General features: G+C 62.0%; 23 protein-coding genes and 1 pseudogene. 12 read left to right on the top strand and 12 right to left on the bottom strand.

Annotated features, from left to right (window positions below; all coding sequences use genetic code 11):
• The first annotated feature begins 153 nt into the window (after positions 1–153).
• Together glcF and CO667_RS25045 are read left to right on the top strand one after the other, a co-directional pair.
• The gene (glcF, locus tag CO667_RS25050; protein ID WP_097620985.1) at positions 154–1464 is read left to right on the top strand and encodes a glycolate oxidase subunit GlcF; all 1311 of its coding nucleotides are present in this window, start codon (positions 154–156) and stop codon (positions 1462–1464) included.
• Positions 1465–1556: 92 nt separating this feature from the next.
• Positions 1557–1997, top strand: coding sequence for a hypothetical protein (locus CO667_RS25045; RefSeq protein ID WP_097620984.1), 441 nt, complete (start codon positions 1557–1559; stop codon positions 1995–1997).
• 36 nt (positions 1998–2033) lie between these two features.
• Here the strand turns inward: CO667_RS25045 and CO667_RS25040 are convergent, their stop codons facing one another.
• From CO667_RS25040 to CO667_RS25030, 3 genes are all read right to left on the bottom strand, one after another.
• A complete protein-coding gene (locus CO667_RS25040) occupies positions 2034–2708 on the bottom strand; it encodes an outer membrane beta-barrel protein (RefSeq protein ID WP_097620983.1) in 675 nt (224 codons plus the stop codon).
• Positions 2709–2829: 121 nt separating this feature from the next.
• On the bottom strand, positions 2830–3522 hold the full coding sequence (locus CO667_RS25035) for a L,D-transpeptidase (RefSeq protein WP_097620982.1): 693 nt from the start codon (positions 3520–3522) through the stop codon (positions 2830–2832).
• Positions 3523–3657: 135 nt separating this feature from the next.
• Positions 3658–4407 (bottom strand): L,D-transpeptidase, encoded by a 750-nt coding sequence (locus CO667_RS25030; RefSeq protein ID WP_097620981.1) that lies wholly within the window; start codon positions 4405–4407, stop codon positions 3658–3660.
• 267 nt (positions 4408–4674) lie between these two features.
• Here CO667_RS25030 and CO667_RS25025 point away from each other — a divergent pair, with 267 nt between their 5' ends.
• Positions 4675–5304: a DNA-3-methyladenine glycosylase I gene (locus CO667_RS25025; RefSeq protein ID WP_097620980.1), complete on the top strand. Its 630-nt coding sequence runs from the start codon at positions 4675–4677 to the stop codon at positions 5302–5304.
• Positions 5301–5804: a hypothetical protein gene (locus tag CO667_RS25020; protein ID WP_097620979.1), complete on the top strand. Its 504-nt coding sequence runs from the start codon at positions 5301–5303 to the stop codon at positions 5802–5804. Before CO667_RS25025 ends, CO667_RS25020 begins: the two co-directional genes overlap by 4 nt.
• Before the next feature lie 9 nt (positions 5805–5813).
• Here the strand turns inward: CO667_RS25020 and CO667_RS25015 are convergent, their stop codons facing one another.
• Positions 5814–6518, bottom strand: coding sequence for an HAD family hydrolase (locus CO667_RS25015; protein WP_097620978.1), 705 nt, complete (start codon positions 6516–6518; stop codon positions 5814–5816).
• Positions 6519–6748: 230 nt separating this feature from the next.
• Here CO667_RS25015 and CO667_RS25010 point away from each other — a divergent pair, with 230 nt between their 5' ends.
• A complete protein-coding gene (locus CO667_RS25010; protein ID WP_097620977.1) occupies positions 6749–7798 on the top strand; it encodes an aldo/keto reductase in 1050 nt (349 codons plus the stop codon).
• 55 nt (positions 7799–7853) lie between these two features.
• Here CO667_RS25010 and CO667_RS25005 read toward each other — a convergent pair.
• From CO667_RS25005 to CO667_RS24995, 3 genes and pseudogenes are all read right to left on the bottom strand, one after another.
• A pseudogene (locus CO667_RS25005) lies at positions 7854–8212 on the bottom strand (DUF305 domain-containing protein).
• A gap of 76 nt (positions 8213–8288) precedes the next feature.
• On the bottom strand, positions 8289–8654 hold the full coding sequence (locus tag CO667_RS25000) for a hypothetical protein (protein WP_097620976.1): 366 nt from the start codon (positions 8652–8654) through the stop codon (positions 8289–8291).
• A 57-nt stretch (positions 8655–8711) separates the two neighbouring features.
• On the bottom strand, positions 8712–9473 hold the full coding sequence (locus CO667_RS24995) for a hypothetical protein (RefSeq protein WP_097621043.1): 762 nt from the start codon (positions 9471–9473) through the stop codon (positions 8712–8714).
• A gap of 129 nt (positions 9474–9602) precedes the next feature.
• On the opposite strand from CO667_RS24995, the gene hisS reads away from it, so the two are divergent.
• From hisS to hisG, 3 genes are all read left to right on the top strand, one after another.
• Entirely contained in the window at positions 9603–11174 is a 1572-nt protein-coding gene (gene hisS, locus CO667_RS24990) for a histidine--tRNA ligase (RefSeq protein WP_097620975.1), read from the top strand.
• A gap of 180 nt (positions 11175–11354) precedes the next feature.
• On the top strand, positions 11355–12476 hold the full coding sequence (locus tag CO667_RS24985) for an ATP phosphoribosyltransferase regulatory subunit (protein WP_097620974.1): 1122 nt from the start codon (positions 11355–11357) through the stop codon (positions 12474–12476).
• On the top strand, positions 12473–13168 hold the full coding sequence (gene hisG, locus CO667_RS24980; protein WP_097620973.1) for an ATP phosphoribosyltransferase: 696 nt from the start codon (positions 12473–12475) through the stop codon (positions 13166–13168). The genes CO667_RS24985 and hisG overlap by 4 nt, the downstream gene beginning before the upstream one ends.
• An 81-nt stretch (positions 13169–13249) precedes the next feature.
• On the opposite strand, the gene CO667_RS24975 is transcribed toward hisG, so the two are convergent.
• On the bottom strand, positions 13250–13663 hold the full coding sequence (locus CO667_RS24975; RefSeq protein WP_097620972.1) for a DoxX family protein: 414 nt from the start codon (positions 13661–13663) through the stop codon (positions 13250–13252).
• A 208-nt stretch (positions 13664–13871) separates the two neighbouring features.
• On the opposite strand from CO667_RS24975, the gene CO667_RS24970 reads away from it, so the two are divergent.
• Positions 13872–14582: a glutathione binding-like protein gene (locus CO667_RS24970; protein ID WP_097620971.1), complete on the top strand. Its 711-nt coding sequence runs from the start codon at positions 13872–13874 to the stop codon at positions 14580–14582.
• A 66-nt stretch (positions 14583–14648) separates the two neighbouring features.
• Here the strand turns inward: CO667_RS24970 and CO667_RS24965 are convergent, their stop codons facing one another.
• The 4 genes from CO667_RS24965 to CO667_RS34965 all read right to left on the bottom strand — a co-directional run bounded on the left by CO667_RS24965 (position 14649) and on the right by CO667_RS34965 (position 17965).
• Positions 14649–15095 carry a hypothetical protein gene (locus CO667_RS24965; protein ID WP_097620970.1) on the bottom strand — a complete coding sequence of 149 codons (447 nt, stop codon included), beginning with the start codon at positions 15093–15095 and terminating at the stop codon, positions 14649–14651.
• A 514-nt stretch (positions 15096–15609) separates the two neighbouring features.
• Positions 15610–17250, bottom strand: a complete 1641-nt coding sequence (gene groL / locus CO667_RS24955; protein WP_097620968.1) for a chaperonin GroEL — start codon at positions 17248–17250, stop codon at positions 15610–15612.
• A 53-nt stretch (positions 17251–17303) separates the two neighbouring features.
• Positions 17304–17600 carry a co-chaperone GroES gene (gene groES, locus CO667_RS24950; RefSeq protein ID WP_003545797.1) on the bottom strand — a complete coding sequence of 99 codons (297 nt, stop codon included), beginning with the start codon at positions 17598–17600 and terminating at the stop codon, positions 17304–17306.
• Positions 17601–17695: 95 nt separating this feature from the next.
• A complete protein-coding gene (locus CO667_RS34965) occupies positions 17696–17965 on the bottom strand; it encodes a hypothetical protein (protein WP_143540747.1) in 270 nt (89 codons plus the stop codon).
• Between CO667_RS34965 and CO667_RS24945 the strand changes: the two genes are divergently transcribed.
• From CO667_RS24945 to ileS, 3 genes are all read left to right on the top strand, one after another.
• A complete protein-coding gene (locus CO667_RS24945; protein WP_097621041.1) occupies positions 17958–18806 on the top strand; it encodes a TIGR01459 family HAD-type hydrolase in 849 nt (282 codons plus the stop codon). The genes CO667_RS34965 and CO667_RS24945 overlap by 8 nt on opposite strands.
• A 14-nt stretch (positions 18807–18820) precedes the next feature.
• Positions 18821–19804, top strand: a complete 984-nt coding sequence (locus tag CO667_RS24940; RefSeq protein ID WP_097621042.1) for a bifunctional riboflavin kinase/FAD synthetase — start codon at positions 18821–18823, stop codon at positions 19802–19804.
• A 322-nt stretch (positions 19805–20126) separates the two neighbouring features.
• A complete protein-coding gene (gene ileS / locus CO667_RS24930; protein WP_097620967.1) occupies positions 20127–23018 on the top strand; it encodes an isoleucine--tRNA ligase in 2892 nt (963 codons plus the stop codon).
• The last annotated feature ends 107 nt before the right edge of the window (positions 23019–23125 follow it).

Below are 23125 nucleotides of genomic sequence, written 5' to 3'. Positions count from 1 at the left end.
GCTCCCTCGCTGCCGCGTCGGAGTTGCGGTGTGCGAGTTGTTTGGGGAAGCCATCGCCCCCATCCGATCTCCCCCCTTGTGGGGGAGATGTCCGGCAGGACAGAGGGGGGTATTCCCGGCAAAACTTCCAATATTCATGGGAGGCGCCGCTAGATGCAAACCAACTTCACCCCGACCCAGCTCCTCGACCCCGATGTCGCCGAATCCGAGCAGATTCTGCGCAAATGTGTCCATTGCGGTTTCTGCACCGCCACCTGTCCGACCTATGTCACCCTCGGCAACGAGCTCGACAGCCCGCGCGGCCGCATCTACCTGATCAAGGACATGCTGGAAAACGGCCGGCCCGCCGATGCCGAGGTCGTCACCCATATCGACCGCTGTCTATCCTGCCTTGCCTGTGTCACCACCTGTCCCTCGGGTGTCGACTACATGCATCTGGTCGATCACGCCCGCGCCCATATCGAAAAGACCTACAAACGCCCGCTGATGAACCGGCTGGCGCGCGCCATCCTGGCCGCTGTGCTGCCCTATCCCGGCCGTTTCCGCCTGGCGCTCAATCTCGCCCGCCTCGGCCGGCCCTTCGCCGGCCTGATGCGAGGGGCCGCGCTGAAACCTTTCGCCGCCATGCTGGCGCTTGCGCCGCGTCGCATCCCCGCCGCTTCGGCTTTCGCAAAACCCGGCAGCTACCCGCCCGAGACCGAACGGCGCGGCCGGGTGGCAATCCTATCCGGCTGCGCCCAGCCGGTGCTCGATCCCGGCATCAACGCGGCGGCGATCCGGCTGCTGACCCGGCTCGGCGTCGAGGTCGTGCTGCCGGAAGGCGAGGTCTGCTGCGGTTCGCTGGTCCATCACATGGGCCGCGCCGAACAGGCGCTTGCCAGTGCACGGGTAAATGTCGATCTCTGGACGCGCGAGATCGACGGGCAGGGGCTCGACGCGATCATCATCACCGCGTCGGGCTGCGGCACGACGATCAAGGATTACGGCCACATGCTGCGCCTCGATCCCGCCTATGCCGCAAAGGCGGCGAAAGTCTCGGCGCTTGCCAAGGACGTTACCGAATATCTCGCCACCCTCGACCTGCCGGCGCATATGCCGAAGGGCATCACGGTCGCCTATCATTCCGCCTGTTCCATGCAGCACGGCCAGCGCATCACGCTGGCGCCGAAGCAATTGCTGAAAGCGGCGGGTTTTACGGTGCGCGATCCGGCGGAAGGTCATCTCTGCTGCGGCTCTGCCGGCACCTACAACATCATGCAGCCGGAGATCTCGGCGACACTGAAGGCGCGCAAGGTCAAAAACATCGAGGCCACCAAGGCCGATATCATCGCCACTGGCAATATCGGCTGCATCACCCAGATCGCCACCGGCACCGGCATGCCGATCCTGCATACGGTCGAGCTGCTCGATTGGGCCTATGGCGGCGCTGTGCCGGAAAAATTAATAGGTTTGCCGTTAGTCTGAGGCCCGTTGCAGCATCACGCGTCTATTGAGGCGCAAAGGACGCTGTCGCATGATGCATAGGCCCATCGGGCCGGTCTCGGGAGTTTTAGGCGATGTGGCGGGGAATGATTGTACTTGCGGGACTGCTCGGTGCGGCGGGCGCCGCCCATGCCGATAGCCGTTTTTTCTGTTCCGCCGATGATACGCAGGCGCGCTTCACGCTCGAAAGCGGTTTCGCCAGCGCTGCCGGCCACAAGCTCATTCATTTCCGCGGCGCAATTGTCGTCAAGGATCCCGCCCAATCGAGCGCGTTCGGAAAACGCGTGTTCGAATCGCAGCACCTGACCAATCATTGGTCGCGTGATGGCGAGCTGCTGCTGGAAGTCGTCGACGGCGGCGAGGACGACACCGGCGGAGCAACGCTGGATCTGGTCGTCGTTGCCGGCGAACGCGGCAAGGCGGCGGCCAATTTCACCGGCACCTATTCCCTGACGATCGCAGGCGGGGACAAACCCTATGCCGTCGAGGGCAAGGTCAGCTGCGGCACCAAATAGCGCCGCAGCCGAAATTCTCGATTACCAGTGGCTCGATTACCAGTGGAATGACACGCCGACATTGACGGCATTGGTGAAGATGTTGGTCTTCAGGTCGACGCCGCTGTCGATCGGAACGTCGATGCGCGAATAGGTGCCCTTGTATTCGACGAAGGTCGACCAGCGATCGGTCACCTTGAAATCGACGCCCGCCTGGGCCTGCAGCGTCACGCCGCCGAATTCATAGGCCCAGGTCTTGCCTTCGGGGCGAATCACTTCGACATGCGGAATGTTCACGCCGACACCGGCGCCGAGATAAGGCGTCCAGCGGCGGGTCGGATCCTGGAAACGGTAGAGCCCGTTCACCGTCAGCAGGTTGAGGCCGTCGGTGAATTCGAAATGCGACCAGCCGGTCTTGGCCAATGTGTCGTCGTCTGCATAGACCTTGTCATGGGTATAATCGAGCGAAATACCCCAGTTCGGCTTGTTGAAGTTCTCGAGCCACCAGGTGACGCGGCCGCCGTAGTAAGGCGGGCTGCCGAAGGACTTGCCTTCCCAGCCGGCGGTGAAATGCGTGCCGTCGGAGAGATCGACGCCGCTGTGCGGTGCCGTCTGATAGCCGCCGTAGATGGAGAATTGCAGGTCTTCCGCCGAGGCGGAGGCTGCCGAACAGATGGTGAAAAACGCGATGCCCGCAAGAAGGGAAGCGGAGGAACGCAGCGCATATGTCATCGAATAACCCCAGATTGCAATATGTCGACTCTGAGGCAGATGTGCCAGCTTTCCGCCGCAAAGTCTAAGAAAAATAAAAGGCGCGTCAAAAAGCGCCTTTCGTTTTTTGCTTAAGTGTTGCTCAGCCGCCAAACATGGTGCGCAGCACGTCGATGCCTCTGTCCTCGAACGCGACCTTGCCCTGCCGGTTGCCGGGGCCGATGACGATCACCTTGGTGCCGACGGGCGCGCGATCGTAGAGATGCGTCACGTCCTCGTTCATCATCCGGATGCAGCCGGAAGACATGTTGAGGCCGATCGTCCAGGGCTGGTTGGTGCCGTGGATGCGGAAGATCGTGTCGCGGCCGCCCTGGTAGAGATACATGGCGCGCGCACCGAGCGGATTGTCCTCGCCGCCTTCCTGGAAGGCGGGGATCATGTGGCCCTTGGCGGCCTCGCGGCGGCGCATCTCGGCCGGCGGCGTCCAGTCCGGCCATTCGGCCTTGCGGCCGATCTTGACGACGCCCGACCAGCCGAAGCCGTCGCGGCCGACGCCGATGCCGTAGCGGGTGGCGCGGTTGTTGCCTTCGACGAGGTAGAGATACTTGTTGTTGGTATCGATGATCACGGTGCCGGCCGCTTCCGTCGTCACCAGCCGCACTTTCTTGCGCTTGAACTGCGGCTTCACATATTTCGGCATCTGCGCCACGCGCACGATCTGCGCCGGCGCCCGTGTATTGTCGGGCGCGGAGCCGGCGGGCGCTGCAAAGGCTGACGTAGACATCAAGGACAGGACAAGTCCGGCGGCAGCCAGACCCGGCATTAATTTGATCATGATCGATTCCCCTCAAGCAAATCCGCCCGAAGCTACATGAACTTCTCGCCGATTCAAGATCGGCTTGGCCGGATAAAGCATTTTTGGAGAAGGGAGCCGGCTATTCTCTGCGGCTCCCAAGATGTTGCGATGCCGTTACATGACGATGACGCGGGTTCCCACGCTGACGCGGTCATAGAGGTCGACGACGTCTTCGTTGCGCAGGCGGATGCAGCCGGAGGAGACGGCGCTGCCGATCGACCAGGGTGCGTTGGTGCCATGGATGCGGTAAAGCGTCGAGCCGAGATACATGGCGCGGGCGCCGAGCGGGTTTTCCGCGCCGCCGTCCATGCGCGCCGGCAGGTAATGGCCCTTGGCGGCTTCGCGGCTGATCATTTCGGAAGGCGGCGTCCAGTCCGGCCATTCCGTCTTGCGGGTGATCTTATGGGCGCCGGCCCATTCGAAGCCGGGCTTGCCGACGCCGACGCCGTAGCGCCGCGCCTTGCCGCCCTCCATGACAAGATAAAGGAAGCGGTTATTGGTATCGATGACGATGGTGCCGGGCTTTTCCGTGGTGTCGTAATCGACCATCTGCGGCAGGAATTGCGGCTCGATCGGATGGCGGATCGCCGGTATGCCGGGATTGATCGCCGACACGGTCTGCGGTGACACCTGCGGCGCCTGGCGGATGACGCGGCGCTGGAAGAGGCCGCGCTGCTGCGGCTGGACGACCGGCCGCTGATAGACGACGGGACGAACCGCGCCACCGCCGAGCTGGTTGATCCAGGGCGCCGTCAGATCGGGGCTGAGCACAACCGGCGGGCGGGTGGCGTAGCGGTCGTCGGCATTGGCGGCCGTCGAGAAAATGCCGAAGAGGGCTGCGGCAAGAACAAGCTGTTTCATCATCGGACGGACTCTCTACAAATGGCCGAAAATGCACTGGCGGGAGATATCCGCCCGGGCGGAGACGTTCCGCCTGGTCGGAGACGTTCCGCCTGGGAAAGACGCTGCCACCGGATCCGCCAGCGAATGGTAAAGATCGAATCATGAAAAGCCGACCGATCGGATAAACTTTTCGTCAGGGTTACCGTTCGGTTTGGAAAGACGGTTTGCAAATGGTAAAGCCGGAATCATGAGCGGAGAACGAAGCGGACCCCCGCAGAATGAAGGATCATGAGCGCGACAGGCATCATCATCGGCGAGGACGGCAGAAGCCGCTGCCACTGGCACGCCAATCTGCCCGATTATCTCCGCTATCATGACGAGGAATGGGGCCGCCCCGTCACCAATGACATCCGCCTGTTCGAGAAGATCTGCCTCGAGGGCTTCCAGTCCGGCCTTTCCTGGCTGACCATCCTGCGCAAGCGGCAGAATTTCCGCGCCGCCTTTTCAGGCTTCGATTTCGAAAAAGTCGCCCTTTTCGGCGAAGAGGATGTCGCCCGCTGCCTTGGCGATGCCGGCATCATCCGCCATCGCGGCAAGATCGTCTCGACGATCAACAATGCCAAGCGCGCCATCGCCCTCAGAGACGAGTTCGGCTCGCTCGCCCACTATTTCTGGTGCTACGAGCCGGGTCATAACGAGCGGCCTGCTGTGGTCGACCGCGAGCATATCGTCGCCAATCCGACGACGCCGACATCGGTCATCATTTCGAAGGATCTGAAGAAACGCGGCTGGACCTTTGTCGGTCCGACCACAGTTTATGCTTTCATGCAGGCGATGGGTCTCGTCAACGATCATCTCGAAGGCTGCTTCTGCCGGCCCGAGGTCGAAGCGATGCGCACTGCCCTGGTTCGCCCATGAAAGATCACTCCGTGAGAACATTGATTACAGCCGCTGCCCTGTTTTTGCTGACGGTCTCCGCCATGGCGCAGACGCCGCAGCTCGATCCCGGAGAGAAGCTGGAGAAGTTGCAGTTCCCGGCCGTCACCATGCAGCTGAAGGGCTGGACGAAGTTCGGCAACAGCCACGTCTATACGCTGCCGGTGCGCGCCGGCCAGCACGTGAAGATCAGCTTTTCCAGTAAGAGCAAGTTCGCCTTCCTGGCGATCTTCGACCTGTCGAAACCGGATGACGAGGCCTTCTTCGGCACTGACGAGGACGGCACGAGCTTCGAGACGACGGTCAAGGACAATACCACCTGGCTGCTGCGCCCCTATTATTCCAAGGTCTCGCCGCGCCGCGGCCTCGGCGCGCCCTTCAGCCTCCTGATCGAACCCTTGGCGGCCGCCCCGCAGCAGCCGAAACCATTAACCGAGCCGGAGCGGCCGTCGCTGTTTCCGAAGGCGCCCGCCAAGCAATGAGATAAAGGCTTAAGCGAGCCGGTCGATCAGCTCGCGCAACTCGCCGAGATTGCCGATCTTGCGGAATCGCGGCGCCTCCGTCGGCTCGTCGACATGTTCCAGCACCCAGGTGAGTTCGTGCGGCACGAAGACGCCGTAGCTGCCGGCGGCGATTGCCGGCACGATGTCCGATTTCAGCGAATTGCCGACCATCATCGCCCGCTCCGGCCCGTCGCCGACCTTGGCGAAGATGCGGCGATAGGTGACGGCTGTTTTGTCGGAGACGATTTCGATCGCATCGAAGAAATCGCCGAGCCCGGATTGGGCAAGCTTGCGCTCCTGATCGAACAGATCGCCCTTGGTGATCATCACCAGCAGGTATTTGCCGGCAAGCCCCTCCAGCGTGTCGCGCACATGCGGCATGGTCTCCACAGGATGGGAGAGCAGATCGCGGCCGGTGTCGAGGATCTTGGCGATCACGCCTGCGGGCACCTTGCCCTCGGTGATCTCGATCGCCGTCTCGATCATCGACAGCGTGAAGCCCTTGATGCCGAAGCCGTAATGGCGAAGGTTGCGTTTCTCGGCCTCCAGCAGCCGTTCGGAAATCTTCGGTCCTTCTGCGAAATCGGCAAGCAGGCTGGTGAAATGCGCTTCCGTCAGCCTGTAATATTGTTCGTTCTGCCAAAGCGTATCATCGGCATCGAAGCCGATCGTGGTCAGTGGTCGCGTCGTCATATGCGTACCTCTTGAAATAAGGCCGATAATCTATCGGCCGCCTGTGTCGAGACAAGGGCATCGCCTTCGCGGCAGGACGGCGTTGAAAAGCTCCGGCGCCGCACTACATCGAACCTGCCTCCCCCTGCAGCCAGCCGCGGCTGTGCCTGTCGCGCGCAGGCCAATAATCAAAAAATGAAGTTCAGCGGTTCGCAAGCCTCTTGCGGCAGACACAAAGGATTTTTTCGACCATGCGTTACAATCAACTCGGAAATACGGGACTTTTCGTCTCGGAAATCTGCCTGGGCACCATGACCTTCGGCGAAGCCAAACAGGGCAGCATGTGGGGCGCCATCGCCGATGTCGACCAGAATGCCGCCGACCGGATCGTCGAGCGCTCGCTCGGCGCAGGCGTCAATTTCATCGACACGGCCGACGTCTATTCATCAGGCGAGTCCGAACGGCTGCTCGGCCAGGCGCTGAAGAACCTCGACGTGCCCCGCAAGGACGTGGTCATCGCCACCAAGGTCTACGGCGTCATGGGCGACAAGCCGAACGACCGCGGCGCCTCGCGCGGCCACATCATGGATTCCGTCGAGGCGAGTCTGAGGCGCCTGCAGACCGATCATATCGACCTTTATCAGATCCACGCGACCGATACGGTGACGCCGATCGAGGAGACGCTGCGCGCCTTCGACGATCTCGTTTCCCGCGGTCTCGTGCGCTATATCGGCGTCTCCAACTGGCAGGCCTGGCGCATTTCCAAGGCGCTCGGCCTCTCCGAACGCCGCGGTTTTGCCCGTTTCGAAACCGTGCAGGCCTATTATTCCATCGCCGGCCGCGATCTCGAACGCGACATCGTGCCGATGATGCACGAGGAAAAGCTCGGCCTCATGGTCTGGTCGCCGCTCGCCGGCGGTCTGCTCTCCGGCAAGTACGGTCCCGGCGCGCCCGGCAATGGTGAAGGCCGCCGCGCCAGTTTCGATTTCCCGCCCGTCGACACGGAGAAGGCCTGGGCCTGCGTCGCCGTCATGCGCGAGGTCGCCGAAAAACACGGCGTCAGCGTCGCCACCGTGGCGCTCGCCTATATCCTCGCCAAGCCGTTCGTCACCACGGTCATCATCGGCGCCAAGCGGGTCGATCAGCTCGACCAGAATCTGGCCGCCGTCAAGCTGAAGCTCGATGAGAACGATATGACGAGGCTCGACGAAGTGAGCGCGCTTGCGCCGGAATATCCGGGCTGGATGCTGGCGCGGCAAGGCGCCGGCCGCCGCCCGGCCGACTTCGAACCGAAGGATTGAGCAACTCTTGCAGAACGCCGGAGACATCCGGCGTTCTCCTTTCTCTAGCGGACGATTACTTGCCGTGGGCCTTGAGCCAGGCGTTCATCTCGGCGCTCTCGGCTTCCTGCGCTTTGATCACGGCTTCGGCGAGCTTGCGGATTTCGGGATCCTTTCCGTATTGAAGCTCGACTTTCGCCATGTCGATCGCGCCCTGATGATGAGGGATCATGCCGCGGACGAAATCCACGTCGGCATCGCCGCTATACTTGATCATCATATCCTTGTGCATCTTGTCGTTCGCCTCGCTGAAGGCGTGGCTGGAGGCTTCGTGGTTGCCCATCGGCTTGCTCATGTCCATGGGCTTGTCTTCGGCAAGACGGGGGTGGCAACGATGGCGAGCATTGCGGATAAAGCGATGATTTTCAGAGACATGAGAGTTCTTTCCTCTGTCTGACAAATAGATATTCCAGGCGGCTGAGCCACCTGATTGGCATGGATCGTCGTGATGTCAGGACAGTCGGGGAGGGGGCGCCTGCGGGGCGGGCCGGTTATCGTCAAGTGCTCGGGCAAGCGCCGGAGCGGGATAGGCGAAGGCAGATTTGCCGCTATCGGCAACCGTAACCGCCGGTGGCAGCAGGAGACAGGCGGCACAAACCGGCATGTGCGCGGTATCACCGGTAGTGCAGGGGTCATTCAAGGGATCGGTCTTATCAGCCGCCCGCGGCATATCCATGCCTGTCATCTCATGGTGCATGCCGGCCTCGATGGCGACCGGCGTATTCATCGACGCGCATGTCGGACAGCCCGCCCATGCGGACATGGCGCTGTAGACCAGCCAGCCGAAAACCATCGTGATGAGAGCGAGCGTGCGCATACCGCCTTATAGGCCAACGCCTTGTACAAGCCAAGCCGACCGGCGGTCACATCCTGGTCACCAGGAAGCAATGACCTTGTGCTCGATCCGATAATCCCTGCTTTCCTCGCCAAGTGGCACGACCGGCCATGTCCACACCGCTTTTGCCGGCGGCGGCAAAACGCCGTGCAGCAGGTCGGCCTCCTCATGCGTCCTGCCATTGCGGTCGATGACGGCATAGGCGATGTCGGTCACCAGGCAACTGCGGCAGGGCAGCTCGGAAAGTCCGGTGAGATGCGCCGCGATCAATCTTTCCACGATATCTTCAGGCATGCGGCCGGTCTCTGCCTCGTAGCGTCGTTTCACGCCGCGACCGATCTGCGACAGGAGATTGGCCGAAACCACGAAATCGAGATAGGGCACCGAGCGCAGGAAGCCGAGCGGTTCGGGCGCTCTGCCGGCGCCCAGGTCGTCGTAACCGGAGAGATCGCGCTCGATCAGCCTGGTATTGCGATAGGTCTTGGCCGCGAGCCGCAGGCGCACCGAGGCGAGATGAACGAGATCGACTAGAACGACAGTGTCGAAGCTTTTCGCCAGGTCCTCGATCGGCACATCCCGCAACAGCCCGGAGCCGAGCACGACGGCGGTCCGTTTCTGCCGGAGATCGGCGGTTGCCGTGCGGATCGCATTGCGGCTCATCTCCTCATGTTCGGCCCAATCTGCCGCACAGCGCCCGGCCCGGGACCAGAGATTGACGGAATAGCGGATGAACTTTCGATGCGGCTTGCCGGTCAGCGGCAAGGTCGCGGCATAGAGAAGCGCCTCAGTGATCATGAACATGTCCGCATTTCTGATGGAGCTCCTTCGTTCAATCGATTCTCGCAGCCACATCAAGACCCTTCGCCCTTGCCGCTCCCCGCCCGATCGGTTAGGAAACCGCCACTGTCACAGTCAGCGGAATTGCCGGAAATGAACGACAAGCAGAAGAAACCGCAAAAGCTCAAGGCCCGCCTGCCGCGCGGCTTCGTCGACCGGACGGCCGGCGATATCCGCGCCGTCAACGAGATGACGGCAAAGATCCGGGAAGTCTATGAGCATTATGGTTTCGATCCCGTGGAAACGCCGCTGTTCGAATATACCGATGCGCTCGGCAAGTTCCTGCCCGACAGCGACCGGCCGAACGAGGGCGTGTTCTCGCTGCAGGACGACGATGAGCAATGGATGTCGCTGCGCTACGACCTGACGGCGCCGCTCGCCCGTCATGTCGCCGAGAATTTCAACGAGATCCAGCTGCCCTACCGCACCTATCGCGCCGGTTACGTCTTCCGCAACGAGAAGCCAGGCCCCGGCCGCTTCCGTCAGTTCATGCAATTCGACGCCGATACCGTCGGCGCGCCGGGTGTTCAGGCCGATGCCGAAATGTGCATGATGATGGCCGACACCCTCGAAGCCCTCGGCATCAAGCGCGGCGACTATGTCATCCGCGTCAACAACCGCAAGGTTCTGGACGGCGTGCTGGAGGCGATCGGTCTCGGCGGCGACGACAAGGCCGGTCAGCGGCTCAACGTGCTGCGCGCCATCGACAAGCTCGACAAGTTCGGCCCGGAAGGTGTGGCGCTGCTGCTCGGTCCCGGCCGAAAGGATGAATCCGGCGATTTCACCAAGGGCGCCGGCCTCGACCAGGAGCAGATCGACAACGTGCTGTTCTTCGTCGGCATCAAGGATTATGCCGAAAGCGCTGCGCAGCTCGCCGAACTCGTCGCGGGAACGTCGAAGGGCGCCGAAGGCGTCGATGAGCTGAATTTCATTGGTGCGCTCGTTACCAGCGCCGGTTATGGCGCCGACCGCATCAAGATCGATCCCTCCGTCGTCCGCGGCCTCGAATATTACACCGGCCCGGTCTACGAAGCCGAGCTTCTCTTCGACGTCACCAACGAAAAAGGCGAAAAGGTCGTCTTCGGCTCGGTCGCAGGCGGCGGCCGTTATGATGGCCTCGTCTCCCGCTTCATGGGCCAGCCGGTTCCGGCGACGGGCTTCTCGATCGGCGTCTCACGCCTGATGACGGCGCTGAAGAACCTCGGCAAACTCGGTGCCAGCGACGTCATCGAGCCGGTACTGGTCACTGTCATGGACGGCGATGTCGAGGCGATGGGCCGCTATCAGAGGATGACGCAGCAACTGCGCGCCGCCGGTATCCGGGCCGAGATGTTCCAGGGCAACTGGAAGAAATTCGGCAACCAGCTGAAATATGCCGACCGCCGCGGCTGCCCCGTCGCCATCATCCAGGGCGGCGACGAACGCGCCGGCGGCGTCGTGCAGATCAAGGATCTGATCGAAGGCAAGCGGCTCTCCGGCGAGATCGAGGACAATGCCCGCTGGCGCGAAGCCCGCGTGGCGCAGGAGACGGTGCCGGAAGGCGATCTCGTCGCGAAGGTCAAGGACATCCTTGCGGCGCAGGCGGAGGATCGGAAGAGGGCTGGCTCCGGCTTCGAAACTCCATATGACCCCGCTCAAGCCGGTGACACAGATGACGACATTTGAGAGGGACCTCCCCTTCTCCCCTCGGGGAGAAGGTGGCCCGAAGGGTCGGATGAGGGGGCACCACGGCAGAAGCTGTCCTTCGCTCGCCGCTGAGGACATTCGTCGTTTACACTCCTCATCCCCCTCATCTGCCCTGTCGGGCATCTTCTCCCCGCTGGGGAGAAGAGGGAAGCCAAGCCAATGCCCCTGATCAACCTCCCCGAATTCGCGGGCGACCTACTGGCCGAATTTACCGCTCGCAATGCCGAGCGCATCGACACGCCGGTCATTCAGCCGGCCGAACCTTTCCTCGATATCGCCGGCGAGGATCTGCGCCGGCGTATCTTCATGACCGAGAGCGAAACCGGCGCCAGCCTCTGCCTGCGTCCCGAATTCACCATCCCCGTCTGTCTGCGCCACATCGAGACCGCCACAGGCACGCCGAAGCGTTACGCCTATCTCGGCGAGGTTTTCCGCCAACGCCGCGACGGCGCCAATGAATTCTACCAGGCCGGCATCGAGGATCTCGGCGATATCGACCTGTCAAACGCCGACGCCCGCGCCATCGGCGATGCCACCGGCATTCTCGCCCGGCTCCTGCCGGACCGGCGCCTGTCGGTGACGCTCGGCGACCAGGCGGTGTTCGAGGCGGTCGTTCAGGCGCTCGGCCTGCCGCTCGGCTGGCAGAAGCGTCTGATCCATGCCTTCGGCAACATGACCCAGCTGGAAGCGCTGTTGGCCGGTCTCGTCAGCCCGCAATTCGTCACCGGCCTGGACGACGATATTGCCAGGCTGGTCGCCTCGGGCGACGAGCAGGCGCTGGTCGTCCATCTCGAACGGGAGATGCAGAAGACCGGCTATTCGACGAATGCCGGCCGCTCGCCCCTGGAGATCGCCAAACGGCTCAAGGAAAAGCTCATCCTGTCCGAAACCCGCCTCGACGACGCGGCTTTTCATGTGCTGGAAGAGTTCCTCTCGCTCGACGTGCCGCTCGTCAATGCGTCCGCAGCGCTTGCCGGTTTCGCCGATGCTGCCGGGCTGAAACTCGGCAATGCGCTTTCGCGTTTCAACGGCCGGGTCGCCGCCCTTGCCAATGCCGGCGTCGATCTTTCCTGCCTTGACTACCGCGCCGCTTTCGGACGGCCGCTCGATTATTACACCGGCCTCGTCTTCGAAGTGACGGCGGAAGGCTCGAGCGCGGTTCTGGCCGGCGGCGGCCGCTTCGACCGGCTGCTGACCTTCCTCGGTGCGACGGACCGCATTCCGGCCGTCGGCTTCTCCTTTTGGCTCGACCGCATCGAAACCGAAAGGGCAGCCGTATGACCATCACCATCGCGCTTCCCTCCAAGGGCCGGATGAAGGACGACGCTTCGGCGATCTTCGAGCGTGCCGGCATGCCGATCACGGCTGTCGGTAACGACCGCTCCTATCGCGGCCGGGTCGAAGGCTGGGACGATATCGAGGTCGCCTTCCTGTCGGCCTCCGAAATCTCCCGCGAACTCGGCAACGGCACCGTCGATTTCGGCGTCACCGGCGAGGATCTGATGCGGGAAGGTTTTGCCGAAGTCGACAAACGCGTCGAATTCTGCGCCCGCCTCGGCTTCGGCCATGCCGATGTGGTGGTTGCGGTGCCGGAGATCTGGCTTGACGTCGAGACCATGGCCGATCTCGGCGATGTCGCCGCCGATTTCCGCGCCCGCCATTCCAGGCGCCTTGCCATCGCCACCAAATACTGGCGGCTGACCCAGCAGTTCTTTTCGAGCCAGCACGGCATCCAGCTTTATCGCATCGTCGAAAGCCTGGGCGCCACCGAGGGTGCCCCCGCCGCAGGCTCGGCCGATATCATCGTCGATATCACCTCCACCGGCTCGACGCTGCGCGCCAACCACCTGAAGGTGCTCCAGGACGGCGTCATCCTGCATTCGCAGGCCTGCCTCGTGCGCGCCCGCAAGGAGAGCCATGCGGACGAACCGGTGGTCCAGGCGATCATCGACGCGGTGCGCGCCGCCCTCTGAGTCTCAGTCAAAAGAGCATACGAAAAACCCGCCGTCGGATCGACGGCGGGTTCTCTGTTTATGGGAGGATGTCTGCTGGTATCAGGCGGCTGCGTAGGCGCCGCGGCGTGCGTCGATCGAATAGGCACCGGCACCGACTGTGGCGAGCAGGATGTACGCGCCGGCCAGCGTGATGTTCTTCATGACCATGATCTGGTTGAGAATGTTCACGAGTTCCGTGCCGCTTGCGTAGGGCAGGTGGAAGGCAATGCCCGTGAAGACACAGAAGGCGGCGAGCAGCCAGCCGGCAATGCGGACCTGGAAGCCTGTGAGAACAGCAAGGCCGGCCAGCAGTTCGAAAAGGCCTGCGACATAGGCCAACAGGGTTGCTGCCGGCAGGCCGGCACCGGCGATCATGCCCGCAGTACCGGCAGGATCGGTGAGCTTCATGAAGCCGGAAAGGATGAACATGAAAGACAGAAGAATGCGGGCAATCAGGATGATGACGTTGGACATGGATGTTGTCTCCGTTTGAAGGACTCTGGAGATCTGGGTGCCCCGGCACCGGATGGACCTCGGATGTCACCTATGTCGCCTTTTTCTTGTTCTATGGAAAGATAAACGGAAGCGGACAGTTCGTTCAATAATATGGAACGATGATCGGCCATCGCTTGCCTTTGTGAAGCCTCGTCTCCTATGGTCGGCTGATAACATGGAGAATCCGATGGCAGATCTTTCCGCATTTCCGATCACGGCGCGCTGGCCGGCGAAGAACCCCGACATCATCCAACTCTATTCCCTGCAGACGCCGAATGGGGTGAAGGTCTCGGTCGCCCTCGAAGAGCTCGGTCTCGCCTATGAGCCTCACTATATTTCCTTCGCCGCCAACGAGCAGAAGTCGCCGGAATTCGAATCTCTCAACCCGAACGGCCGCATTCCGGCGATCATCGATCCGAACGGGCCGGGCGGCAAGCCGATCGGCCTGTTCGAATCCGGCGCCATCCTGCTTTATCTCGCGGAAAAAACCGGCAAGCTCATCCCCGATGATGCTGCCGGCCGCTACGAATGCATCCAGTGGGTGTTTTTCCAGATGGCGGGCATCGGCCCGATGTTCGGCCAGTTCGGGCATTTCTACAAATTCGCCGCCGACAAGGTCGCCAACAATTCCTATCCGGTGGAGCGCTATCGCGACGAGTCCAAACGTCTGCTCGGCGTGCTCGAAGACCGGCTGAAAGGCCGCCAGTGGATCATGGGCGATCTCTATACGATCGCCGACATCACCACCTTCACCTGGGTGCGCGGCGCCGACATCTTCTATGGCGGCCGCGAGGTTCTCGAATACGCGAAATTCCCCGCCGTCTCGGACTGGCTGGAACGCTGCATCGCCCGTCCGGCCAGTGCCAGGGGGCTCAACATACCCGTCAAGCCGGAGTAACGAGCGGATCAGTTGGAAAGCACAAAGGCCGCCTTCGAGGCGGCCTTTTATCTCAATTTTCCAGCCTCACTGCCGGCTTGTGATCTGCCTGGCGCCTTCGAGCTTGAAGCGGGGAAAGATGAAGACGCCGGACATGCTGCCGCTGTATTTTTCCTCGAGCCCGTTCGACTCGCCCATGCAGAAGAGCGGCTGGCGCAAGCCGTTCGGCATGATGATCGTCGTCGAAAAACAGAAGGAGGAGCAGAGGGTCGCCGCCTGCTCGAACAGCTCCAATACGTAGCCGCGGTCCTTGCTGTCGTAGCAGCGGATCAGGCTCAACAGCCCGCATTCCCGTGTGGAAAGGCCGTGGAGCATCGTGCTCCATTCGCCGAGACGGAGCATGCCGCTCGACAGATCGCCGGTCCAGGCTTCGGAAATGGAAAACTGCGCCACCATCTCGTCATTTTGACTATGGTGGTCCAGCGAGCCGGGCATCAAAGGTACGGCTGCATTGGCTTTGGCGATCTTAAACAAGGCGTTCCCCCGTTCGCATGCGGCTCCTCCGCCGGACGCTCGGTAAACACAAAGAAACAGGATCATGTCGCTGCGGGCATGATGCCCGCCCTGCGCTCCGGCCTCGTCTGATGGCGAGATCTCGCCCGGCGCGCTTCAATTGCAGCGCGGATTTATAGGGGCTTTTGGGCAAACGGCAACGGCTTTTTAAGGGGTATTCGGATCGGCGGCATGTCCTGAGATGTTCGCACTTTCGAACTGCTTTGCGAAAATCATCACCAGAAGATCGTCCTCAAGGGCTTTGCAAGCCTTTCCACCCCATAGGAAGCCGGAAATGCTGCCGCGGCACCGCGATCTCTCGGTGAACGGAAGAAACGCGGCGCCGCAAGCCTCGCGCAAGTTTCGCGCACGGGATATGCGATGCGGAGCCAGTTAAACGTTTTATCTGCCGAATCGGTGGCCAAAAGAAAAGGGCGACCTAAAGGCCGCCCTTCCTATTCCCGTCGGAATGGTCGTCAGTGCAGGCTTTCGCCTATCACATCATGTCCATTCCACCCATTCCGCCCATGCCGCCCGGCATGCCGGCAGGGGCATCCTTCTTCGGCAGTTCGGCGATCATGGCTTCGGTGGTGATCAGCAGCGATGCGACAGAAGCAGCGTTCTGCAGCGCCGTGCGAACGACCTTGAGCGGGTCGACGATACCCATGGCGATCATGTCGCCATATTCGGACGTCTGGGCGTTGTAGCCGAAGTTGTCTTCGTTCTTGTCGAGGACCTTGCCGACAACGATCGAGGCTTCGTCGCCTGCGTTTTCAGCGATCTGGCGAACGAGCGACTGCAGGGCGCGGCGAACGATGTTGATGCCGGCTTCCTGGTCGTCGTTTGCACCCTTGACGGTGATCTTCGTGGAGGAGCGGAGCAGAGCGATACCGCCGCCGGGGACGATACCTTCCTGAACGGCAGCGCGCGTCGCGTTGAGCGCGTCGTCGATGCGGTCCTTCTTTTCCTTCACTTCGACTTCCGTCGAGCCGCCGACGCGGATGACGGCAACGCCGCCGGCGAGCTTGGCAAGACGTTCCTGCAGCTTCTCGCGGTCGTAGTCGGAGGTGGTTTCTTCGATCTGGGCCTTGATCTGGGCAACACGGCCTTCGATGTCGGTCTTGGCGCCCGAACCGTCGACGATCGTGGTGTTTTCCTTGGAGATCGAAACCTTCTTGGCACGGCCGAGCATGTCGAGCGTGACGCTCTCGAGCTTGATGCCGAGGTCTTCGGAGATGACAGTGCCGCCCGTCAGGATGGCGATGTCTTCGAGCATGGCCTTGCGGCGATCGCCGAAGCCAGGAGCCTTGACGGCAGCAATCTTCAGGCCGCCGCGCAGCTTGTTGACGACGAGCGTCGCAAGAGCTTCGCCTTCGACGTCTTCAGCGATGATGAGGAGCGGCTTGCCGGTCTGAACGACGGCTTCGAGAACCGGGAGCATCGACTGCAGGTTCGAGAGCTTCTTCTCGTGAAGGAGAATGAAGACGTCTTCAAGGTCGGCGATCATCTTCTCCGGGTTGGTCACGAAGTAGGGGCTGAGGTAGCCGCGGTCGAACTGCATGCCTTCGACGACTTCGAGTTCGGTTTCGGCGGTCTTGGCTTCTTCAACCGTGATGACGCCTTCGTTGCCGACCTTCTGCATGGCTTCAGCAATGTCGAGACCGACCTGCTTGTCGCCGTTGGCAGAGATCGTGCCGACCTGTGCAACTTCTTCCGAGGTGGAGATCTTCTTGGCCTTGGCCTGGAGATCCTTCACGACGTCGGCAACAGCGAGGTCGATGCCGCGCTTCAGGTCCATCGGGTTCATGCCGGCTGCAACGGCCTTGTTGCCTTCGCGAACGATCGCCTGGGCAAGAACGGTTGCAGTCGTGGTGCCGTCGCCGGCGATGTCGTTGGTCTTCGAAGCAACTTCGCGGACCATCTGGGCGCCCATGTTTTCGAACTTGTCTTCGAGTTCGATTTCCTTGGCGACGGAAACGCCGTCCTTGGTGATGCGCGGAGCGCCGAAGGACTTGTCGATGATGACGTTACGGCCCTTCGGGCCGAGCGTTACCTTGACTGCATCGGCGAGAATGTCGACGCCACGCAGCATCTTTTCGCGCGCGGTGCGACCAAACTTGATTTCTTTAGATGCCATGATTGAAACTCCTCAATTCGAGTGTCCGGGTTCTCGGAAAGGCCAGCGGCTGATCAGCCGATGATGCCCATAATGTCGGCTTCCTTCATGATCAGAAGGTCTTCGCCGTCGATCTTGACTTCGGTGCCGGACCACTTGCCGAACAGAATGCGGTCGCCAGCCTTGACGTCGAGTGCGACGACCTTGCCGGATTCATCGCGCGCGCCGGAGCCGACGGCGACGATTTCGCCTTCCTGCGGCTTTTCCTTGGCGGTATCGGGAATGATGATGCCACCCTTGGTCTTGGCTTCGGACTCAACGCGGCGAACGACGACGCGGTCGTGAAGGGGGCGGAAGTTGGTGCTTGCCATTGTCTAATCCCTCGATCGAATGACATTCGCAGGCCGGAGCGGCCCACATGGATAGATGTTAGCACTCCCTTGCGGTGAGTGCTAGCGACGAGCATTTAGGGATGGCTCCGCGAGGAGTCAATGAGAGCAATCACGAATTTTTGTGCCGGAATTGTGAAGAGGCTGAGAATAATCGGAATGCGGCCGAACCCTGCGGTGGTCGAAATTTGCGGGTTCGTCCGCCGCAACGATCTCCGCTTCAGGATCGGATCCATGAAAAACCGCCGCCCATCCGCGCCCGGCAGCGAAGAAAATGCCTTGCCATCGCCTTGCGCCTTTGCAATGTCACCGGTGACTGAAGCAAATCGGGAAATCGGAATGGCCAAGCGGATAGAGAACTTCTCGGACATAACAGGTCACTATGACGTGGTGCTCTGCGATGTCTGGGGCGTCGTGCATAACGGCGTCGATCCGTTTCCGCAGGCGGCCGCTGCCCTCGAAGCGGCACGCGCAAGCGGGGTCGCCGTCGTCCTCATCACCAATTCGCCGCGCCTTTCCTGGCAGGTGGTCGAGCAGTTGCGTCAGATCGGCGTGCCCGACAGCGCCTATGACCGGATCGTCACCTCGGGCGACGTCACGCGCGGGCTGATTGCCGAGGGACCGAAGACGGTCTTCCTGCTCGGCCCCGAGCGCGACAAGGCGCTTCTCGAAGGCATCGGCGTCGAGCGCCGGCCGGCTGGCGAAGCGCGATCGCTCGTCTGCACCGGCTTTTTCGACGACGAGACCGAGAAGCCGGAGGATTACACCGACATGCTTCTCGACTTCAAAGCCCGCGAGGTGCCGATGATCTGCGCCAACCCCGACCTCGTCGTCGAGCGCGGCCATCGCATCATTCCCTGCGCCGGCGCCATGGCCGCCTATTATGAGCAGCTTGGCGGCAGCACCCGCATCGCCGGAAAACCGCACCGGCCGATCTATGAGGCGACACTCGCCGCTGCCCGCGAGCTGCGCGGCGATTTCCCCGTCGACCGGGTGCTGGCGATCGGCGACGGCATGCCGACCGATGTGCGCGGCGCCTTGAATTACGGCCTCGACCTTCTCTACATCAGCGGCGGTATCCACGCCAAGGAATACACCCTGAACGGCGAGACCGACGAGGCGATCCTGAACGCCTATCTCGATCGGGAAAAAGCCGCGCCGAAGTGGTGGATGCCACGCCTCGCATAAAGAGAAGCCAGCCGATGACCGTCTTCCACCGCAATGAAACCCGGGAACCCCTGCCTGCCCATCTCAAGGGCGGGGTCATCGCCATCGGCAATTTCGACGGGGTCCATCGCGGCCACCAGTCGGTGCTGAACCGCGCGCTCGAAATCTCCAGGGCGCGCGGCATTCCTGCTCTGGTGCTGACTTTCGAGCCGCATCCGCGCACGGTCTTCCGGCCGCAGACGCCGGTCTTCCGCCTGACGCCGGCGCCGCTCAAGGCCCGCATTCTGGAAACGCTGGGGTTCAGCGCCGTCATCGAATATCCCTTCGATTACGAATTCTCGCAGCGCTCGGCCGATGATTTCATCCATTCGATCCTGAAAGATTGGCTCGGCGCCTCCGAAGTCGTCACCGGCTTCGATTTCCATTTCGGCCGCGGCCGCGAGGGCGGTCCGGCTTTTCTCATGAATGCCGGCCAGACCTATGGCTTCGGCGTCACCCTGATCGATGCCTTCCGCGATGAAAACGCCGATGTCGTCTCGTCGAGCCACATTCGCGCGCTGCTGAAGGAGGGCAATGTCAGCGAAGTCGCCGGCATGCTGGGCTATCGCTATACGGTGGAAGCCGAGGTGATCGACGGCGAGAAACTCGGCCGGCAGCTCGGTTTCCCCACGGCCAATATGCGCCTGCCGCCGGAGGTCGACCTTGCCGCCGGCATCTACGCCGTCCGTTTCCGCCTTGCGGATGGCACGCTCCACGATGCCGTCGCAAGCTACGGCCGCCGCCCGACGGTGACGGAAAACGGCGCGCCGCTGCTCGAAACTTATCTCTTCGACTTCAGCGGCGATCTCTACGGTCAGCACTGCGCCGTCTCCTTCTTCGGTTATATCAGACCCGAGCTGAAATTCGACGGCCTCGAGCCGCTGGTCGCCCAGATCAAACGCGACGAAGAAGAGGCGAGGGCGCTGCTATCGGGCGTCAGGCCGCTCGGCGCGCTGGATGGGAAATTGTGCTTTTCCTGAGTGCCTTGAATTATCTCCGTCTCAACGGAAATTGACCGGGATCGTTGGTCCAGAACGATGCGGCACCGGCAATTCCCGCCATCGATGAGGATTGCGGGCGTGCGAATTCTTCTCTTCCTTTTCCCGGCAAAAACGCCTATGAACCGGCGCTATGACGAAATTTCGGCTGGCGATCACGATGCGAATTATCGGCCCGGCCTTCCGCGCGCGCTAAGCGGCCGGGAGGTCCGGGTTTTCAGCGCTCTCACATGAGCGCTTCCGTCACCAGCTTTTTCACGCCCGTTGCGCCCCTTTCCGGGCCGCCAGAAACGATTGTCCCGATATGACCGACACAGCCGAAAAGATCGATTATTCGAAGACCCTCTATTTGCCCGAAACCGATTTCCCGATGCGCGCCGGCCTGCCGCAGAAGGAGCCGGAGCTCGTCAAGCGCTGGCAGGAGATGGGTCTTTACAAGAAACTGCGCGCTTCCGCCGCCGGCCGCGAGAAATTCGTGCTTCACGACGGCCCGCCCTATGCCAACGGCAACATCCATATCGGCCACGCGCTGAACAAGATCCTCAAGGATGTCATCAATCGCTCGTTCCAGATGCGCGGCTACGACGCCAATTACGTGCCCGGCTGGGATTGTCACGGCCTGCCGATCGAATGGAAGATCGAGGAAAAGTACCGCGAGAAGGGCAAGAACAAGGACGAGGTCCCGGTCAACGAATTCCGCCGGGAATGCCGTGAATTCGCCACCGGCTGGATCAAGGTCCAGGCGGAAGAGTTCAAGCGTCTCGGCATCGAAGGCGACTTCGACAATCCCTATACGACGATGAACTTCCACGCGGAATCGCGCATCGCCGGCGAACTCCTGAAGATCGCCGCCAGCGGTCAGCTTTATCGCGGCTCCAAGCCGATCATGTGGTCGGTCGTCGAGCGCACCGCGTTGGCCGAGGCCGAGGTCGAATACCAGGATTATGAGAGCGATACGATCTGGGTGAAATTCCCGGTCGTCGAAGGCCCGGCCGCGCTCAAGAATGCCTTCGTGGTCATCTGGACCACCACGCCCTGGACGATCCCCGGCAACCGCGCGGTCTCCTTTTCCGCGCGTGTCTCCTACGGGCTCTATGAGGTGACGGCCGCCGAGAATGATTTTGGCCCGCGTCCCGGCGAGAGGCTGATCTTTGCCGATAAGCTGGCTGAGGAATCCTTCGCCAAGGCCAAGCTGCAGTTCAAGCGCTTGAGCGATGTCTCTGCGGCCGACTTCGCGGCGATGACCTGCGCCCATCCCTTCAAGGGGCTCGGCGGCGGCTATGAATTCGCCGTGCCGTTGCTCGATGGCGATCACGTCACCGACGATGCCGGCACCGGCTTCGTCCATACTGCACCGAGCCACGGTCGCGAAGACTTCGACGCCTGGATGTCGGCCGTCCGCACGCTGGAGGCGCGCGGCGTCGAGACCAAGATCCCGTTCCCGGTGGATGACGGCGGCTTCTACACATCGGACGCCCCCGGCTTCGAAGGCGCCCGCGTCATCGACGACAACGGCAAGAAGGGCGATGCCAACGACCGCGTCATCAAGGAGCTGATCGCCCGCGGCGCGCTCTTTGCCCGCGGCCGGCTGAAGCACCAGTATCCGCATTCCTGGCGCTCGAAGAAGCCGGTGATCTTCCGCAATACGCCGCAATGGTTCGTCTATATGGACAAGACCCTTGCCGACGGCACGACGCTGCGTTCGCGGGCGCTGGGTGCGATCGACGACACCCGCTTCGTGCCCGCCGCCGGCCAGAACCGCCTGCGCGCGATGATCGAAGGCCGGCCGGACTGGGTTCTTTCTCGTCAAAGGGCATGGGGCGTGCCGATCGCCGTCTTTGCCGACGATGAGGGCGAGGTCCTGGTCGATGACGCCGTCAACGCCCGCATCCTCGAGGCCTTCGAACACGAGGGCGCCGACGCCTGGTTCGCCGAAGGCGCCAAGGAACGCTTCCTCGGCAATGACCACGACCATTCCCGCTGGACGCAGGTCATGGATATCCTCGACGTCTGGTTCGACTCGGGCTCGACGCACACCTTCACGCTCGAAGACCGCCCCGACCTGAAGTGGCCGGCCGATCTCTATCTCGAAGGGTCCGACCAGCATCGCGGCTGGTTCCATTCGTCGCTCTTGGAATCGGCTGCCACCCGCGGCCGTGCGCCTTACAACGCCGTCCTCACCCATGGCTTCACCATGGACGAGAAGGGCGAGAAGATGTCGAAGTCGAAGGGCAACGTCACCGCACCGCAGGAAGTGATGAAGGACGCCGGCGCCGATATCCTGCGCCTCTGGGTCATGACCTCGGATTATGCCGACGACCTGCGCGTCGGCAAGACGATCATCCAGACCAATGTCGACGCCTATCGCAAGCTGCGCAACACCATCCGCTGGATGCTCGGCACGCTTGCCCATGACAAGGGCGAGGAAATCGCGCTCGCCGATCTGCCGGAGCTGGAGCAGCTGATGCTGCACCGGCTTGCCGAGCTCGACGAGCTGGTGCGCGAGAACTACGATAGCTTCGACTTCAAGAAGATCGCCCGGGCGCTGATCGATTTCGCCAATGTCGAGCTTTCGGCCTTCTATTTCGATGTCCGCAAGGATGCGCTCTATTGCGATGCGCCGTCGAGCCTGCGCCGGCGCGCCAGCCTGCACGTCATCCGCCAGATCTTCGATTGCATGGTGACATGGCTCGCCCCGATGCTGCCCTTCACTACCGAGGAGGCCTGGTTGTCTCGCAACCCGTCCGCCGTTTCCGTGCATCTGGAGCAGTTTGCCCCGGTCGCCAAGGAATGGCGCAACGATGCCCTGGCCGAGAAGTGGAAGAAGATCCGCACGGTCCGCTCGGTGGTCACGGGCGCTCTGGAAATCGAGCGCAAGGACAAGCGCATCGGCTCGTCGCTGGAGGCGGCTCCCGTCGTCCACATCGCCGATGCGGAACTGCTGAAGGCGCTCGAAGGCCAGGACTTCACCGAAGTCTGCATCACCTCGGCGATCGAGATCAGGACCGGCGAAGGCCCGGCGGAGGCTTTCCGCCTTGCCGAGGTGCCTGAGGTCAGCGTCGTGCCGAAGCTGGCAGAGGGCGAAAAATGCGCGCGCTCCTGGCGCATCACCAGGGATGTCGGTTCCGATCCGGACTATCCCGATGTTTCCAAGCGTGACGCTGCCGCCTTGCGCGAACTCGGCATCGGCGCCTGAAGATATTTGCCGGGTGAATTGCGTTTTCGCGGTTCATCCGGTAAAAGCTGCCTGAAAATGGCCGGATTTTTGCGTCAGGGGGACGGTTGTCCGGTTGGGCAACGATT

It is taken from the genome of Rhizobium sp. L43, assembly GCF_002531725.1.
In the GTDB taxonomy this organism is placed as follows: domain Bacteria; phylum Pseudomonadota; class Alphaproteobacteria; order Rhizobiales; family Rhizobiaceae; genus Rhizobium.
The sequence above is the reverse complement of the archived record's forward strand: the minus strand, read 5'-3'. Positions and strand labels throughout refer to the sequence as shown.